The organism is Parasphingopyxis sp. (assembly GCF_052168295.1).
GTDB lineage: Bacteria > Pseudomonadota > Alphaproteobacteria > Sphingomonadales > Sphingomonadaceae > Parasphingopyxis.
This window is the reverse complement of sequence record NZ_JBQLZN010000007.1, coordinates 1-14,580: the sequence shown is the minus strand read 5'-3', so window position 1 is coordinate 14,580 and position 14,580 is coordinate 1. Positions and strand designations below refer to the sequence as shown.

At 63.9% G+C, this 14,580-nt stretch carries 17 protein-coding genes; 6 read left to right on the top strand and 11 right to left on the bottom strand.

Going from position 1 to position 14,580, the window contains the following annotated elements; translation table 11 throughout:
• The first annotated feature begins 27 nt into the window (after positions 1-27).
• Positions 28-1,026, top strand: coding sequence for a ligase-associated DNA damage response exonuclease (locus ACTS1Z_RS01215; RefSeq protein WP_442622609.1), 999 nt, complete (start codon positions 28-30; stop codon positions 1,024-1,026).
• A gap of 195 nt (positions 1,027-1,221) precedes the next feature.
• On the opposite strand, the gene ACTS1Z_RS01210 is transcribed toward ACTS1Z_RS01215, so the two are convergent.
• The 5 genes from ACTS1Z_RS01210 to ACTS1Z_RS01190 all read right to left on the bottom strand — a co-directional run bounded on the left by ACTS1Z_RS01210 (position 1,222) and on the right by ACTS1Z_RS01190 (position 4,864).
• Complete coding sequence (locus ACTS1Z_RS01210; RefSeq protein WP_442622608.1) at positions 1,222-1,713, bottom strand: hypothetical protein; 492 nt, start codon at positions 1,711-1,713, stop codon at positions 1,222-1,224.
• 49 nt (positions 1,714-1,762) lie between these two features.
• Positions 1,763-2,167, bottom strand: a complete 405-nt coding sequence (locus ACTS1Z_RS01205; RefSeq protein ID WP_442622607.1) for a DUF1801 domain-containing protein — start codon at positions 2,165-2,167, stop codon at positions 1,763-1,765.
• Positions 2,164-3,546: a phosphoglucomutase/phosphomannomutase PgmG gene (pgmG, locus tag ACTS1Z_RS01200; protein WP_442622606.1), complete on the bottom strand. Its 1,383-nt coding sequence runs from the start codon at positions 3,544-3,546 to the stop codon at positions 2,164-2,166. Before pgmG ends, ACTS1Z_RS01205 begins: the two co-directional genes overlap by 4 nt.
• A gap of 101 nt (positions 3,547-3,647) precedes the next feature.
• Positions 3,648-4,064, bottom strand: coding sequence for a J domain-containing protein (locus tag ACTS1Z_RS01195; RefSeq protein ID WP_442622605.1), 417 nt, complete (start codon positions 4,062-4,064; stop codon positions 3,648-3,650).
• An 8-nt stretch (positions 4,065-4,072) separates the two neighbouring features.
• Positions 4,073-4,864: a division plane positioning ATPase MipZ gene (locus tag ACTS1Z_RS01190; protein ID WP_442622604.1), complete on the bottom strand. Its 792-nt coding sequence runs from the start codon at positions 4,862-4,864 to the stop codon at positions 4,073-4,075.
• Positions 4,865-4,952: 88 nt separating this feature from the next.
• Here ACTS1Z_RS01190 and panC point away from each other — a divergent pair, with 88 nt between their 5' ends.
• The 3 genes from panC (at position 4,953) to ACTS1Z_RS01175 (ending at position 7,208) form a co-directional block, all read left to right on the top strand.
• Positions 4,953-5,798 carry a pantoate--beta-alanine ligase gene (gene panC, locus ACTS1Z_RS01185; RefSeq protein ID WP_442622603.1) on the top strand — a complete coding sequence of 282 codons (846 nt, stop codon included), beginning with the start codon at positions 4,953-4,955 and terminating at the stop codon, positions 5,796-5,798.
• Positions 5,799-6,085: 287 nt separating this feature from the next.
• Positions 6,086-6,382 carry a hypothetical protein gene (locus tag ACTS1Z_RS01180; RefSeq protein WP_442622602.1) on the top strand — a complete coding sequence of 99 codons (297 nt, stop codon included), beginning with the start codon at positions 6,086-6,088 and terminating at the stop codon, positions 6,380-6,382.
• 214 nt (positions 6,383-6,596) lie between these two features.
• A complete protein-coding gene (locus tag ACTS1Z_RS01175; RefSeq protein WP_442622601.1) occupies positions 6,597-7,208 on the top strand; it encodes an FKBP-type peptidyl-prolyl cis-trans isomerase in 612 nt (203 codons plus the stop codon).
• A gap of 50 nt (positions 7,209-7,258) precedes the next feature.
• On the opposite strand, the gene ACTS1Z_RS01170 is transcribed toward ACTS1Z_RS01175, so the two are convergent.
• The 6 genes from ACTS1Z_RS01170 to pyrE form a co-directional block, all read right to left on the bottom strand.
• The gene (locus ACTS1Z_RS01170) at positions 7,259-8,377 is read right to left on the bottom strand and encodes an AI-2E family transporter (RefSeq protein WP_442622600.1); all 1,119 of its coding nucleotides are present in this window, start codon (positions 8,375-8,377) and stop codon (positions 7,259-7,261) included.
• The gene (gene lepB / locus ACTS1Z_RS01165; protein ID WP_442622631.1) at positions 8,374-9,282 is read right to left on the bottom strand and encodes a signal peptidase I; all 909 of its coding nucleotides are present in this window, start codon (positions 9,280-9,282) and stop codon (positions 8,374-8,376) included. Before lepB ends, ACTS1Z_RS01170 begins: the two co-directional genes overlap by 4 nt.
• A 26-nt stretch (positions 9,283-9,308) precedes the next feature.
• Positions 9,309-9,710, bottom strand: coding sequence for a holo-ACP synthase (gene acpS / locus ACTS1Z_RS01160; RefSeq protein WP_442622599.1), 402 nt, complete (start codon positions 9,708-9,710; stop codon positions 9,309-9,311).
• 253 nt (positions 9,711-9,963) lie between these two features.
• Positions 9,964-10,692: a pyridoxine 5'-phosphate synthase gene (locus ACTS1Z_RS01155; RefSeq protein ID WP_442622598.1), complete on the bottom strand. Its 729-nt coding sequence runs from the start codon at positions 10,690-10,692 to the stop codon at positions 9,964-9,966.
• Positions 10,689-11,759, bottom strand: a complete 1,071-nt coding sequence (locus ACTS1Z_RS01150; RefSeq protein ID WP_442622597.1) for a serine hydrolase domain-containing protein — start codon at positions 11,757-11,759, stop codon at positions 10,689-10,691. The genes ACTS1Z_RS01155 and ACTS1Z_RS01150 overlap by 4 nt, the downstream gene beginning before the upstream one ends.
• Positions 11,756-12,337 carry an orotate phosphoribosyltransferase gene (gene pyrE / locus ACTS1Z_RS01145; RefSeq protein WP_442622596.1) on the bottom strand — a complete coding sequence of 194 codons (582 nt, stop codon included), beginning with the start codon at positions 12,335-12,337 and terminating at the stop codon, positions 11,756-11,758. The genes ACTS1Z_RS01150 and pyrE overlap by 4 nt, the downstream gene beginning before the upstream one ends.
• A 190-nt stretch (positions 12,338-12,527) precedes the next feature.
• On the opposite strand from pyrE, the gene coxB reads away from it, so the two are divergent.
• Together coxB and ACTS1Z_RS01135 are read left to right on the top strand one after the other, a co-directional pair.
• Positions 12,528-13,589: a cytochrome c oxidase subunit II gene (gene coxB / locus ACTS1Z_RS01140; protein ID WP_442622595.1), complete on the top strand. Its 1,062-nt coding sequence runs from the start codon at positions 12,528-12,530 to the stop codon at positions 13,587-13,589.
• Between the two features lie 12 nt (positions 13,590-13,601).
• Positions 13,602-14,580 (top strand): cbb3-type cytochrome c oxidase subunit I (locus tag ACTS1Z_RS01135; RefSeq protein WP_442622594.1); only part of this gene is annotated, 979 nt, incomplete at its 3' end.

The window sequence follows — 14,580 nt, the reverse complement described above, 5'->3', positions numbered from 1 at the left end:
CTCCTGTTCATACACTATATAATGGAAATGACGCGTCTCGGACATTGGATAGACCCGCGGCCGGAGGGCATTTACGTGCCCGCCGCCGATATCTGGATCGACCCGTCCCAGCCCAAGGAGCGCGCGCTCGTCACGCATGGCCATGCCGATCATGCGCGCGGCGGGCACGGCGCGGTCTGGGCGACGCCCGAGACGCTGGCGATCATGGACGTGCGCTATGGCGAGCAGCGGGCGAACCCGGTCGCCTATGGCGAGACCGTGGACCTCGGCGAGGTCACCGCCCGATTCATGCCGGCCGGCCATGTGCTGGGCTCGGCGCAGATCGTGCTCGAACATGGCGGCGAGCGGGTGGTGGTTTCGGGCGATTACAAGCGCCGCCCCGATCCGACCTGTCCGCCCTTCGAACCCGTGCCCTGCGATATCTTCATCACGGAGGCGACATTCGGGCTGCCGGTGTTCCGTCATCCGGATACGTCCGAGGAGGTCGCGAAGATTATCGACACGCTGGCGGCCAATCCCGATCGCTGCGTGCTCGTCGGCGCCTATGCGCTCGGCAAGGCGCAGCGGATGATTTGCGAGCTGCGCGATGCCGGGCACGACGCACCGCTTTACATCCACGGCGCGCTTCAACGACTGTGCGATCTGTATCGCGATCACTGCATCGATCTCGGCGAATTGCGGCCTGCGACCGATACGCCGAAGGACGAGATGCGCGGCAGTATCGTGCTCGCGCCGCCAAGCGCGCTGAACGATCGCTGGTCGCGGCGTCTCCCCGATCCGATCACGGCCATGGCGTCGGGCTGGATGCGAATCCGGCAGCGCGCGCGGCAGCGCAATGTCGAGCTGCCGCTGATCGTCTCCGACCATGCCGATTGGGACGAGCTGACGGATACGCTGGAAGAGCTCCGCCCGAAAGAAGTGTGGGTCACGCATGGCCGCGAAGACGCGCTCGTCCACTGGTGCGAAACCCGCCAGATCAAGGCGCGCGCGCTCGCGCTGGTCGGCCGCGAAGACGAGGATGAATGACGCTGGCCGCTGTATTTGCGCCGCGTCACGGAATCGAAAAAAAGGGGCCGCCCCGTGAAGAGCAGCCCCGTAGTATAGGAGAGGATGCCTGAAAAGGCAGCCTCTTAGTATGTCGGGGCCGGTTTTGCTGCAAGTGCGAAAGACGATTTGTGCGTTGCAAAAACTGCAGCGGCGAAACTTTCGTGCGTATCGCTGTTACACATTGTCGTGCGGCGTGATTTCACGGATTACGTCGCGGATCGTGAAGAACAGTATCAGTACCGTCGAAACCAGCATTGCGGAGAGCATGGCGACGCCCGCGAACAGGATACGATAGAGCCAGTTGTACCAGCCGCTGGGCAGATTATCGAATTCGCCGATCGGAAAGGTCAGGGCGAGCAGGAGCACGACCGATCCGCACAGCGTCACCGTCGCATAGGTCGATACGCGGAAGATGCTGCGATAGATATTGTCGTCGAAATCGGTTTCGGCGCGGTTGGCCATGCCGACAAGGTTCAGCATGAGTGCGAGTACGGTGGCCGAGCCCGTTGCGGTTGCGGAGCCGAAATAGAGCGCCGACCGCGACAGGGTTTCGATGAGCTGGATGGCCTCCGACTGGCTGTAGACGCTGCCGATCGCGAACCAGGCGCCGGTCGCCAGCAACAGGATGACGAGGCCGCCGAAAAGCGCATAATATTCTATCTTCATGAAAAACTAACGGTAACCGGCCGGATTATGTTCCGCTCGCTCCAGGCGGTCATCGGACACGATATGTCAGCGCCATCGCGATACAGTGGCGGATCGCGTCACGCGGCAGAGGCTCATCGACACGGAACAGTATCGCGCGGTTTCCGTCGATACGGAGTTGGTCGTCATAAAGTTGCCGGAAGCGTTCGGCGAGATCGGTCTGGCAATGGACGTAGAGGCCGATTTCACTGTCCGAGCCCTTGTGCGCGTTGAGCCGGATCGTCGTGCCGGCCGGGTTTAGATAGGCTGGCTCATTCCATTTCAGCGTTTCTTCGAGCGGTCCCACGCCGTCCGTGGCGGCCGCGGTTTCGAAGACCAGATTGCGCAGTTCGAGCAGGCGGTCCCGGACGGGGCTAGGATATTCGGCAAAGCGCGCCGCGACCTTTTCCGATTGAAAGGCCGGTTCCGCCGTCAATGCCCGGCCTGCGGCCCGCGCTCGAGTCCCGACGCGGCGAGCTGGCCGTCGATCTGCGCCATCAACCGCTCGAGCCCGGCCTCGCTCTTCGCTTCGGCGCGCGCAACGAGCACGTCCTGCGTGTTGGAGGCGCGCAAGAGCCACCAGCCGTCCTCGGTGTTCACGCGCGCGCCATCCGTATCGTTGACGTCCGCGCCGTCCGCGCGCAGCCGCTCCAGCACCTCGTCGATCACCGCGAACTTCCGGCTCTCATCGACCTGGAAGCGCATTTCGGGTGTATTGATCATGTCGGGTATCGCGTCGCGCAACTCGGTCACGCTCTTGCCGAGAATATGCGCGGCCGAAATCAGCTGGACGGCGGCGTAGAGCGCGTCGTCGAACCCGTAATAATCCTGCGCGAAAAACACATGCCCGCTCATTTCGCCGGCGAGCGGGCAGCCGGTTTCCTTCATTTTGGACTTGATCAGCGAATGGCCGGTTTTCCACATCAGCGGCTCTCCGCCCAGCTCAGCGATCCGGTCGTAGAGCGCCTGGCTCGCCTTCACATCGGCGATAATCGTGGCGCCCGGCTCTTTTTGCAGCACCGGCTCGGCGAAGATTGCGAGCAGCTGGTCGCCCCAGATCACCCGGCCCGTGCCGTCGATCGCGCCGATCCGGTCGCCATCGCCGTCGAAAGCCACTCCGAAATCGAGATTGTTGTCGGCGACGAGCTTTTTCAGGTCTGCCAGATTCGCCTCTTCCGTGGGGTCGGGATGATGGTTGGGAAAAGATCCGTCGATATCGGTGAAGAGGGTGAAATGCTCGCCGGGCAGCCGCGCGACGAGCTTTTCGAGAATCGCGCCCGCCGCGCCATTGCCCGCATCCCAACCGATGCGGAATTCGCCGCCCGCATGGCCCGCCACGAGCCGATCGACATAGGCGTCGGCGATATCGACCTGCTCGCTGGTCCCGCTCCCGGTCTCCCAGTCGCCGGCCGCGGCCATGGTGCTGATCCCCTGAATGTCGTCCCCGAAAAAGGCGCGATGCTGAAATACCATCTTGAAGCCGTTATAATCGGGGGGATTGTGGCTGCCGGTTATCTCTATGCCGCCATCAACCTCTAGGGTCGCCTCGGCGTAATAGAGCATCGGTGTGGGGCCGAGTCCGATCTGCGCTGCATCGACTCCGCTCGCGTTCAGCCCCTCGACGAGCGCCGCTTCGAGTATCGGCGAGCTTGTCCGCCCGTCATAGCCGACCGCGACCCGGCTGCCGCCTGCGCGGCGGATCAGCGTGCCGAAGCTGCGGCCGATCGCCCGCGCATCCTCTTCGCCCAGCGTTTCGCCGACAATGCCGCGAATATCATATTCGCGCAGGGTCGTCGGGTGGAATTCATGCGTCATTATAATCCCTTGTCAGAATGTGCCTCGCCGTCTGATGCGCGATCCGCCCCTGCGTTCGCGTCTAGTTATTACCGCTGCAAGGCACAAGCGACGGAGGGGCCTTATTCGCTGCGTTCGGGCACTTGCTTGCGGACTTCGGAAAGCAGGATCTCGCGCGCGGCGTTGACGCGCCGGGCGAGTTCCTCCGAACCGCCTGCATCGGGATGAACACGCGCGATCAGCCGCCGGTGCGCCGCGCGGATCGTGTCCTGGTCCGCATTTTCGTCCACGCCGAGCAGTTCGCGCGCCTCGGCCACCGGCATCATCGCCCGGCGAAACTGTTGCGAGCGATAGGCGGCCCAGGCGGCCACGCCGGCGAAACAGATCAGCGCGAGAATGCCCTGGCCCGAAGAAAACCATTTGAAGCCGAGGATGACGGCGGCGATCGCCGCCCAGTCGCCACTGTCGCTACGCCGCAACCGGCCCGTCCACCAGGCCCATGCCGCGATCGCTCCGAATGCCAGCAGCAATAAATGCATGATTGCCCTTATACCGTCTCGAACATGTCCTGTGTAACCCCCTGTTCGGGGAGTTGCAGCGCGGCGATCATTTCGCGCAATTCCTGCCGCGCGGCGACATGGCTGAGACCCACGCTTTCGAAATGGTCGATATCGAGCAAGGTGAGCCCGCTCGGAAACAGCTCGCGATAGATGACGCGCTCGGACAGCCCCGGGATCACGCGGAAACCGACGCGGCGGGAAAGGTCGTTCAGCGCCCGCGCAACCCGCCGCATATTCTTCGCCTCGATATGCTGGAGGCGGTTGCGCAAAACCACCCAGTCCACCTCGCCGCCCGTCTGTGCCTTGGCCTTGCGCGCATCCCAGACGATTTCGGCATAGAAACTCGGCTTGCGGACGGTGTAGTTTTCCGGATCGACTTCGCCGATCAGGTCAAGATCGACGAAGCTGTCGTTGATCGGGGTCACCAGCGTGTCCGCGCGGGCCGCCGAAATCCGGGCGAGCGGATCGTCGCGCCCCGGCGTGTCGATGATCAGGAATTCGCTATCCTGGCACAGCGCCTCGATGCAGCGTTCGAATCCCACCAGATTATCGGCCTCGCTGACCATGAAATGCGGGGTCGGGAGAGGGCGGCCGAGCCGTTCCGCGCTCGCCGCGCGGTTTTCCAAGTAGCGCGTCGTCGTGCGCTGGCGGCTGTCGAGATCGAGCACGGATACCGTGCGCCCGGCCGCGGCCAGGGCCACTGCCGTGTGCACGGCCGTCGTCGATTTGCCGGTGCCGCCTTTCTCATTGGCGAAAACGATGAAATGGCAATCGGCCAAAAACTGCTCCCCCGACAAAATGAACTGGCTTGATTCGGGTCCCCCGCCCGCTCACAAGCACGGCCGACATATCGGAGGCGCGAAACAGGTGCAATTGGAGAGACGGTTAATCGGGGTGCGCGCTGCGCTGCGCGAATTGCGCGCCGATAGCGGCACGGTGGCGCTCGTGCCCACCATGGGCGCGCTGCACAAGGGGCATATCGCGCTGGTCGCGCGCGCCCGCGAGGTTGCCGACCATGTCGTCGCGTCGATCTTCGTCAATCCGACCCAGTTCGGCGAGGGCGAGGATTTCGATTCCTATCCGCGCACCGAAGAGGAAGATGCGGCGAAGCTTGAAGCGGCGGGCTGCAACCTGCTCTGGGCGCCGCGGCCGGAGGAGGTCTATCCGGCGGGCTTTTCGACGACGATCAGCCTGACCGGCGTTACCGAGGGTCTATGCGGTGCGTCGCGTCCCGGCCATTTCGACGGGGTCGCGACCGTCGTCGCCAAACTCTTCAACCAGATCCGTCCCGATTATGCGCTGTTCGGCGAAAAGGATTATCAGCAGCTCGCGCTGATCCGGCGCATGGCACGCGACCTGGATTTCGAGATCGAGATTGTCGGCGTGCCGACGGTGCGCGAAGCGGACGGCCTCGCCCTGTCCTCGCGCAACGCCTATCTGAGCGCCGAGGAACGCGAACGTGCCGTGGCGCTACCCGATGCGCTTGCCGAAACGGCGACGGCGATCCTGCGCGGCGAATCTTCGGCGGACGCGATCATCGCGGCCAAGGCGAAGCTCTTCGAAGCCGGTTTCGCAACCGTCGATTATATCGAGCTGCGCGATGCCGAAACGCTGGAACCGGTCGAAACGGCCGAGCGCCCCGCCCGCCTGCTGGCCGCCGCCCGGATCGGCAAGACGCGGCTGATCGACAATATCGCGGTGGAGAAGGGGTAGGGAGATTCCCTTTGTCAGACTCGACCTGGCGGTCGAGCGCGGCACCGGGTTTGGTTTGTCAGAACATTGCTATCGCAATGTCGCCGCACCAGCCCTCTCCCCCTCCCGACCGCCCAATTACTTTACCCTGTGGGCGGTCGGGAGGGGGAGAGGGCTGGTGCGGCGCTCGACCGCCAGGTCGAGTCTGACAATGACTCGCCCAAAAAGTCTCCCCTCCCGTTAACCTTTTATTATCCATAACCGGTCAATCCCTGTTTCCGACGACAGTCAACAAGGGGAACAGGGTCATGGCGCATAGTGCCGCAACCGCGAATTTTCTGATCGAAAGCCGCTTGAGAGACGCGGCGGCCGGCGACGAAAACGCCTATTTCGATCTCGGCATCGCCTATTCGGCAGGTACCGACGGCCTCGATATCGACCTGATCGAAGCGCATAAATGGTTCAATCTCGCCGCAGTCAGCGGCCATGAAAAGGCGCAGCGCTGCCGCGCGGAGATATCCGACGAGATGACGGCGCGCGAGATCGCCGAAGCGCAGAAACAGGCGCGGGCTTGGCTGTCCTCGCTCGAACGCCGCGCCGCCTGATCAGGCCGATATCCAAATCCCCGTTAGCCCTGAGCTTGTCGAAGGGCGCTTCTCCGCCGATAGACGTCCTTCGACGAGCTCCGGACTAACGGCATAGTTGACATGCTTGAGGCATGGGCCGTCTTGACAATTTTCCCGCTGGATTTTTCCGGGGCCGCTCCATAGGGGTGGCCCTTCTTCATATGCGCATGCGCAAATTGTCCGGGATTAGACCATGTCCGTAACCGCCGTTCCCCTCCGCCCGATCCAGAAAGGCGCATTGGCCAAGCTCTGGGTCGGCGTCGTCGTGCTGATCGCGGCGGCCGTCGCGCTCGCCTGGTTCACTGCGACGCCGGGCACCGCCCAGTCGCCGCAGGCCTTTCTCGCCTGGAACGGCGCACGGTCGGACGTGGTGACGACCGAGTCCGGCCTCCAATATGAAGTGCTGGAAGCCGGTGCGGAGGGCGGGGAGAGCCCGGGCCCGCAGGATGCGGCTGTGGTCAACTATACGCTTCGTTTGCTCGACGGCGAGGTTGTCGATGAAGGCCAAGGCCAGCCATTTCCACTGAGCCAGGTGTTCCCGGGCTTCGGCGAAGGCGTGCAGGAAATGACGGTCGGGGCGCGGCATATGCTGTGGCTGCCGCCCGAACTTTGGCTGCCGCCCGGCGTATCACCCGGCGATCCGCCCGCGCCGCAAATGCCCTTCGACACGACCGATATCCTCGAATTCGAAGTCGAGCTGGTCGATGTGCTGTCTCAGGAAGAGTTTATGCAGCAGATGATGGAGCAGCAGCAGTTGCAACAGCAGCTTCAGGAACAATTGGGCGACGCGCTCCCGCCGCAGTAAGGGTTGTCTATCAGAAACTTCCGACAGGAAGTTTCTGACAAACAACTCCGCTAACCCGGATCGGTCGGCGTGGCGCCCGCTTCGGCGGCGCGGCGCTGTTCTTCCTCATCCTCTTCGTCATTATGCTCGGAGCGCCGTTCGAGCGCGGCCTTGGTCATAGCCACGATCGGATCGGCGAGCGCGAGGCCGATGATGCCGAACAGGGCGGCGAACAGGATCTGCGCGGACAGGGTGAGCGCCGGCGGCAGGTCGACCGTCTGTTTGGCGACCATCGGGATCACGACATAGCCATCGAAGGTCTGGACGACGAGATAGATGATGAAGGCGTAGAGGCCGAGTTCCGGACTGGCGCTAAGGCCGACGGCCACCATCAGAACGCCCGTGATGAACGCGCCGATATTGGGAATGAAGGCGAGCAGCCCCGCCAATATGCCGAGCAGGAGCGCCATCGGCACGCCGGCGATGGTCAGCAGCAACCATGTCAGAAATCCCTCGAAGACCATGCCGAGTACGCGCCCGGCGAGCAGCCTTTGCAGCGTCTTCGCCATGCGCGTGGTCGTCTTGCGGAATTCGGGGCGCGTACCCCGCGGGAGCATCCACTGGATGCCACGGTCATAGATATTTGGGTCGATCGCTATGAACAGCCCGATCACCATGACGAGGAACAGCGTCGCGATACCGCTGACCGCGGACCCAAGCGCGGATGTCAGGCTGCCGACGGACCCCAGCACTTCGCGCACGATCTGCGTTAGCTCGGTGCCGCCGGGCGTCATGCCGAGATCGTCGAGCATGGTGAGCAGGCGCTGGAACTGGTTGCTCAGCGTCGTGCGCAACTGTTCGGCCTGGGCGGCGATTTCGATGCCGGCCAGCCAACCAATCCCCGCGAGGCCGCCGACGATCAGCAGGACGACGATGAGCAGGCGCAACGGGCGGCTGAAGGGGATGACGGGCCGCAGCAATTTCGTGCCGCCGTCGAGCAGCGAAGCGAACACGATACCGGCGATGATCAGCAGGATCGCCTGCGCCAATTGCCAGACGAGGATGACGGCGACCGCCACCATCGCCCAGGCAATGGCGCGTTTGAGTTCCTGGCGAATTACCGGATCGCGGACTTCGGCCGGTCCGGCTTTGCCGTCATAGGGGCCGGGCAGATCGTCGCGCCCGTTCATTCGTCCCCTTCGCGGTCCGGATGCAGGCCGGTGCCCGCACGGCCGCTGCGCATCGCGCTGAACCAGCTGATCGGATTATACCATTCGGACGTGCCATCGAGCGAGAAGGTGATGAACTCCGCCCGCCCGCCGATGCTCTCGACGGGCACGGGGCCGCCCAGCCCGCCGCCGGCAAGCGGCGAACGGCTGTCGGCGGACTGGTCGCGATTGTCGCCCAAGAGGAAGAGATGCCCCTCGGGTATCGTGATCGGCCCGTAGAAATCGGCCGGGGAGGGGCCGAGGTCGATCGTGTCGTAATAGCGGCCCTCGGGCGTATATTCGCGATAGACCGGCATGCGGCAGTAGCGCACACCATCGCTGCCCGTCGTGATCAGGCCGGGCACGTCGTCGCACGGCACGTTGGCATCGATCGGGATCATCGCCGGTTCGCGTTGCTCGCGGCGCAACGGCGTGCCGTTCAGAATCACCGCGCCGCCGCGGATCTCGATCGTATCGCCGGGCAGGCCGACGACGCGCTTGATATAGTCGGCGCGCGCGCCCTGCGGCACGGTGATCACGATATCGCCGCGCTCGGGATAGCTGCCGAACAGCCGGCCTTCGATAAAGGGCAGGACGTGGAAGGAGGGCGATACGTACGACCAGCCATAGGGATATTTGCTGACCACGAGCCGGTCGCCCTGGATCAGCCCCGGCATCATCGATTCGGACGGGATATAGAACGGCTTGGCGACGAAGCTGTGAAAGGCGAGCACGGCGAGGACGAGCAGGAAGATGCCCTTGATCTCGCCCCACCAGTCCGTGCCCTTGTCTTCGCTATCGTCTTCGGACGCAGCGGCGCAATCCTCGCTCGCCTTCAGGGCGGCTGCCAGATGCTCGTCGCTGTCGCTCGCGCGTTCCTGATCCAATTCACTCACTCGCTTCTTCGGCCCGGCTATTCGGACCGGGCGTAAAGGATGACGAAGGCCTGCGCCCAGGGATGGTCGTCGGTCATCGTCAGATGTACCTCCAGCCGGTGGCCGGGCGGAGTCAGCGCGTCAAGCCGCTTTTTCGCGCCGCCTGTGAGCGCGAGCGTCGGCGCGCCGCTCCGCGCGTTCACTACACCAATATCCTTCATGAACACACCCTGACGGAAACCGGTGCCCACGGCCTTGGAAAAGGCCTCTTTCGCAGCGAAGCGTTTCGCATAGGTGCCAGCGATGGTGAAGGGGCGGCGATTGGCCTTGGCGCGCTCGATCTCGGTGAAGACGCGCTGCTCGAACCGCGCTCCGAACCGGTCGAGCGAATTCTGGATGCGATCGATGTTGCAGAGATCCGAGCCGATACCGATGATCATATGCTATCCTGGCCGACACGATCGACGGGCTTTCCGAAAAGGTACCACAGGACAGTCGTCAGAACCCGCATGGCGAATACTGCCCCAGCCACAATCCATGTAATGTGAGAGAGGGGGGCGAACATTTCCGTCCAACTGCCAATAACGATATTCCACGCAATCATAGCCGTGATGGCCGTCATAATCGCGAGAAAAGCGATGCAGACAGCCATATGGACGACGTATAAAGGATGATATTGGCGGATTTGCTCAATCATCTCGCAAGATCCATCAGTTCGCGCATCCGTTTCACGCTCGCTTCCAGCCCCGTGAAGATCGCCTCGCCCATCAGGAAATGGCCGATATTGAGCTCCGCGATCTGCGGGATCGCCGCTATCGGCCCGACATTGTCATAGGTCAGGCCGTGTCCCGCATGGGGTTCGATGCCGTTCTTGGCCGCCAAAGCGGCGGCGTCGGCGATCCGGCGCAGTTCGGTCGCGCGCTCCTCGCCGTCTAGATGCGCGTAGCGGCCGGTATGGAATTCTACGACCGGCGCGCCGAGGCGCAGTGCCGCTTCCACCTGCGCCGGATCGGGTTCGATAAACAGGCTGACTCGGATATTGGCGTTCTTCAGCTCGCTGACGAACGGCGCGAGATGATTGTGCCCGCCGGCTGCATCCAGCCCGCCTTCTGTCGTCCGCTCCTCACGCTTTTCGGGGACAATGCAGGCCGCATGCGGTGTGTGGCGCAGGGCGATCTCCAGCATCTCGTCGGTCGCTGCCATCTCGAGGTTGAGCGGGATGGTCAGCGCTTCGCTCAGCCGGTCGATATCGCCGTCCGTGATGTGGCGCCGGTCCTCGCGCAGATGGGCGGTGATGCCGTCCGCGCCGGCATCCGCCGCCTGCTCGGCCGCGCGCACGGGATCGGGATGATCGCCGCCGCGCGCATTCCGGATCGTCGCGACATGATCGATATTCACGCCGAGGCGCAGGTGATGGCTCATTCATCGCTCCAATGGCAGACCGCTTCCGCCAATAGATCATGCGCAAAGCCTTCGCCACGCCAGACTTGGCCGAAGGAGAATTCGCCCTCGGACCGGTTGGTGAAAGCGATGACCGCGATATCGCGCCCGGGCACGATGAAGTTGCGTCCCTGCACGCCGCCGATCGCGCCGTGCCGCTCGACGAGCCGGACGGGCTCGGCGCAGCCAGCGAGCCGCGCGGGCAGCACCCATTGGCCCAACGCATGATAGCCATAGGCGGAATTACCCGCCCATAATGCGGCGCGCATGTCGGCGCCGAGCAGGCGGCCCGTCATCAGGCCCCGGTCGAACCGCCAAAGGTCGAGAATCGTACCCTGCAGCCCGCCCGCCGCGCCATAGGCGGCGAGGCGGACAGGCGGTTCGGCCTCGCCGAACTGAAAGCCGGGAAGGGCGTCGGTATCCTCCCGGATAAAGCGCGCGCCCGGTATCCGGTCCGCCAACAGCGTTTCGAGCGGGGTATCGGTCACGCGTTCGAGCAGCGCGCCGAGCACGATATAGTCGCAGTTATTATAGTGATAGCCGGCGCCCGGCTCGGCGCGCGAAGGGCCGGCGCAATAGCCGTCGGCCGTAGCGGTTTCGGCGCCGTCATCGCTGTAAAAGGCCGGCAGGCCGCTGGGCAGGAGCGACGAGTCTTCGGGATCGGGCAGCCCGGAAAGATGGCCGAGCAGATGCCGGATCGTGATGCGGTCACGATTGGCATTGGGAAAGTCGGGCCAATAGACCGCGATCGGCGCGTCGAGCGAAAGACGGCCGGCGGCGACTTCCTGCATGGCGATCGTCGCGATCACCTGTTTGGTGATCGAGGCCCAGCGCCATTGCGCATCGATCCGGTGCGGCGTCGGCGCGTGCGGACTGACCTGGCCGAAGGCGCGCAGATAGACGATGGTCTCGCCGCGCGAGACGAGAATGACGCCGTGGAAGTCCTGCGCTTCGGCCAGCCGGCCGATCCGCGCCGGATCGAAGGCGAGGGCGGGTTGGGCGGCCACCAGGCCGAACAGGCCGAGCAGCAGGCCCAGCCGGTGGATCATGCCTGGCGGCTGCCGGGCTTGACGGCTTCGATCGCGGCGAGTTCCTCGGGCAGGTCGTCGGGATCGTAGACCGGGAAATCGAGCGATAGCAGCGGAAAGAAGGGTACGCCGAGATCGGCCTCGCCAGCCGACCGGTCGACGAGCGCGGCTTCGGCGACGACTTCGCCGCCGGCATTGATCACCGCGGCGATCGCCTCGCGCGACGACAGCCCGGTGGTGACCACATCCTCGACCATCAGCACCTTCTGCCCGCGTTCCAGCGCGAAACCGCGCCTGAGTTCGAACGTGCCTTCGGGCCGTTCGAGGAACATGGCATCGACGCCGAGCGCCCGGCCCATTTCATGACCGATGATCACGCCGCCCATGGCGGGCGATATGACCACGTCGATCTCGCTGCGGATTTCGCGTGGCAGACGGGCGGCGAGCGTGGAGGCCAAGCGCGAGGCGCGCATCGGGTCCATCAGCACCCGCGCGCACTGGAGGTAGCGCGCGCTGCGCTTGCCCGAAGACAGGATGAAATGGCCCTCCAGAAGCGCCTGCGCCGCCCGGAACTCGGAAAGAATGTCGTCGTCGGTCATCATGCGCTCCCTGCCACTTGCCCGGCGGCACATAGGCGGCAGCGCGATCCGCTTCAACCCGATGCTTGGACGCGAGAATTTCCCGAAAGTGAAGCTTGAGGCCTGCAAATCCCGGCTCTATATAGCCGCCAAGTTTCACTATTCCGTGAACTGTTTCGACCGCTCCCCGAGCGGAACAAATGGGGTCAAAATGCGCATATTGACGAATTTGATGCTGGCCGCCGGTTTGGCCGTGGCTTCGCTTTCCGTAACGTCGGCGGCGAGTGCCGCGGCGCCGCAGCCGGAACTCGCGCCGGCGCCGCAAACCGAATTGGCGCCCGCGCCGGGTGCGGAAGGCGAGGTTGCCGAGTCGGCCGAAGCCGAGGTGCCCGCCTTCGAACATGCGCCGGCCGTCGAAGGCTTCGGCATGCCGACGGGCGCGCTGGGCATTCAGGAGCAGGTTTCCGAAGTCGGCGAACAGGCCCGCTGGTTCCACGATGCGCTGCTGATGCCGATCATCACGGCGATTTCGCTGTTCGTTCTCGCGCTGCTGCTCTGGATCATCGTGCGGTACAACCGCCGCCGCAATCCGAACCCCTCGAAAACCACGCACAACACGACGCTCGAAGTCATCTGGACGCTCGTGCCGGTGCTGATCCTCGTCGTCATCGCCGTGCCGTCGATTAGCCTGTTGCAGGCGCAGTACAGTCTGCCCGAAGGCGAGACGGTGACGGTGAAGATCACGGGCAACCAGTGGAACTGGACCTATGAATATCCGGACCATGGCGACATTCTGCTCGTCTCGAACATGCTCGAAGAAGAGGGCGAACAGGCCGAAGGCGCGCGCTTCCGCACCGATGCAGACGGGCCGCGCCTGCTGGCCGTCGACGAGCGCATGGTCATCCCGGCGGGCGTCAATATCCGCTTCCTCGTGACCGCTTCGGACGTGCTGCACAGCTTCGCGGTGCCGGCCTTCTGGACGAAGATCGACGCCGTGCCCGGCCGCCTCAACGAAGGCTGGACCCGCGTCGAGCAGGAAGGCGTCTATTTCGGCCAGTGCTCCGAGCTGTGCGGGGTTCGCCACGGCTATATGCCGATCGCGGTCGAGGTCGTCTCGCCCGAACGATTCGAGCAATGGGTGCTCGCCAATGGCGGCACAATGCCCGGTAGCGAAGAAGAAGCTACCGAAGAGGCGCCCGCAGAAACCGACACCGAAACGGCCGATGACGCCGAAGAGATCGCCGCGGCCCGCTCCGCCGGCGCAGCCAGTTAAGGGATCGCACCGATGACCGATACCGCAGCCACTCCCTCCCATTTCGAAGCCGCCGGCCAGGACGAGGCGCATCACGACGCCGACCACAAGCCGGGCTTTTTCGTCCGCTGGTTCATGTCGACGAACCACAAGGATATCGGCACGCTTTATCTGATCTTCGCGATCGTCGCCGGCATTATCGGCGGCGCGCTCTCCGGCATGATGCGCATGGAGCTCGCCGAGCCGGGCATCCAGTATCTCGAAGCCTGGGCCGGCGAAGAAGGCAATGCCGCGCTGCATTTCTGGAACGTGATGATTACCGCGCACGGCCTGATCATGGTCTTTTTCATGGTCATGCCCGCGATGATCGGCGGGTTCGGCAACTGGTTCGTGCCGCTGATGATCGGCGCGCCGGACATGGCCTTCCCGCGGATGAACAATATCAGCTTCTGGCTGCTCGTTCCCGCCTTCCTCCTGCTCTTCGGCTCGATGTTCGTACCGGGCGGGACGGCTGACGGCGCGGGCACAGGCTGGACGGTCTATGCGCCGCTATCGACATCGGGCTCGGTCGGGCCGGCGGTCGATATGGCGATCCTTTCGCTCCACCTTGCCGGTGCGAGTTCGATCCTGGGCGCGATCAACTTCATCACCACGATCTTCAACATGCGCGCGCCGGGCATGACGCTGCATAAAATGCCGCTGTTCGTCTGGTCGGTGCTGGTGACGGCGTTCCTGCTGCTGCTGGCGCTGCCGGTGCTTGCGGCGGCGATCACGATGTTGCTGACCGACCGCAACTTCGGCACGACCTTCTTCGACGCGGCCGGTGGCGGCGATCCGCTGCTTTACCAGCATCTGTTCTGGTTCTTCGGCCATCCGGAAGTCTACATCATGATCCTGCCGGGCTTCGGCATGGTCAGCCAGATCGTCGCGACCTTCTCGAAAAAGCCGGTCTTCGGTTATCTCGGCATGGCCTATGCCATGGTCGCGATCGGCGTGGTCGGCTTCGTCGTCT

Coding starts and splice junctions, on each gene's coding strand:
- ACTS1Z_RS01215 (WP_442622609.1), top strand. CDS start 28: ATGACGCGTCTCGGACATTGGATAGACCCGCGGCCGGAGGGCATTTAC.
- ACTS1Z_RS01210 (WP_442622608.1), bottom strand. CDS start 1,713: ATGAAGATAGAATATTATGCGCTTTTCGGCGGCCTCGTCATCCTGTTG.
- pgmG (WP_442622606.1), bottom strand. CDS start 3,546: ATGACGCATGAATTCCACCCGACGACCCTGCGCGAATATGATATTCGC.
- ACTS1Z_RS01195 (WP_442622605.1), bottom strand. CDS start 4,064: ATGCATTTATTGCTGCTGGCATTCGGAGCGATCGCGGCATGGGCCTGG.
- ACTS1Z_RS01180 (WP_442622602.1), top strand. CDS start 6,086: ATGGCGCATAGTGCCGCAACCGCGAATTTTCTGATCGAAAGCCGCTTG.
- ACTS1Z_RS01175 (WP_442622601.1), top strand. CDS start 6,597: ATGTCCGTAACCGCCGTTCCCCTCCGCCCGATCCAGAAAGGCGCATTG.
- ACTS1Z_RS01170 (WP_442622600.1), bottom strand. CDS start 8,377: ATGAACGGGCGCGACGATCTGCCCGGCCCCTATGACGGCAAAGCCGGA.
- acpS (WP_442622599.1), bottom strand. CDS start 9,710: ATGATCATCGGTATCGGCTCGGATCTCTGCAACATCGATCGCATCCAG.
- ACTS1Z_RS01155 (WP_442622598.1), bottom strand. CDS start 10,692: ATGAGCCATCACCTGCGCCTCGGCGTGAATATCGATCATGTCGCGACG.
- ACTS1Z_RS01150 (WP_442622597.1), bottom strand. CDS start 11,759: ATGATCCACCGGCTGGGCCTGCTGCTCGGCCTGTTCGGCCTGGTGGCC.
- pyrE (WP_442622596.1), bottom strand. CDS start 12,337: ATGACCGACGACGACATTCTTTCCGAGTTCCGGGCGGCGCAGGCGCTT.
- coxB (WP_442622595.1), top strand. CDS start 12,528: ATGCGCATATTGACGAATTTGATGCTGGCCGCCGGTTTGGCCGTGGCT.